Source organism: Bradyrhizobium sp. CFUWI, assembly GCF_056429085.1.
On the sequence record NZ_JBWJZE010000226.1, the window covers coordinates 1 to 430 of the forward strand.

The window sequence follows — 430 nt, forward strand, 5'->3', positions numbered from 1 at the left end:
GTGCCGCGCTACCCGCGCAGCTACTTCGAGGGCGGCTCGCCGGTGGATGCCGCCGAGGCGCGGCGCATCGAGAGCCAGTGGGCCGCCGGCGCCCAGGCACTGCTGGACGGCATCCGGCAGCTGGGCGATGCGCAGGGCGTGAAGGTCAAGCCCGTGGTGGCCAAGTCGGACCTCGTCGCCGAGGCGATCATCGCCGCGGCCGCCAAGCACGACTGCGACCTGATCGTGATGGCCTCGCACGGCCGCAAGGGCGTCAAGCGCCTGCTGCTGGGCAGCGAGACCCAGCACGTGCTCACGCACTCCACGGTGCCCGTGCTCGTGCTGCGCTGAAGCCGCGCCGCCGTGCGGGTGGCTCAGTGGCTGCCCAGATACAGCTGCGCCATGCGCTGGTCTTCCAGCAGCTCCTGTGCGGGGCCGTGCAGCACGCAGC

1 protein-coding gene is annotated in these 430 nt (G+C 72.3%); it reads left to right on the forward strand.

The features are described 5' to 3' along the window. Positions 1-330, forward strand: a 330-nt coding sequence (locus AC066S_RS39550; protein WP_478272021.1) for a universal stress protein, incomplete at its 5' end; no start/stop codon positions are given. Between the last annotated feature and the right edge of the window lie 100 nt (positions 331-430).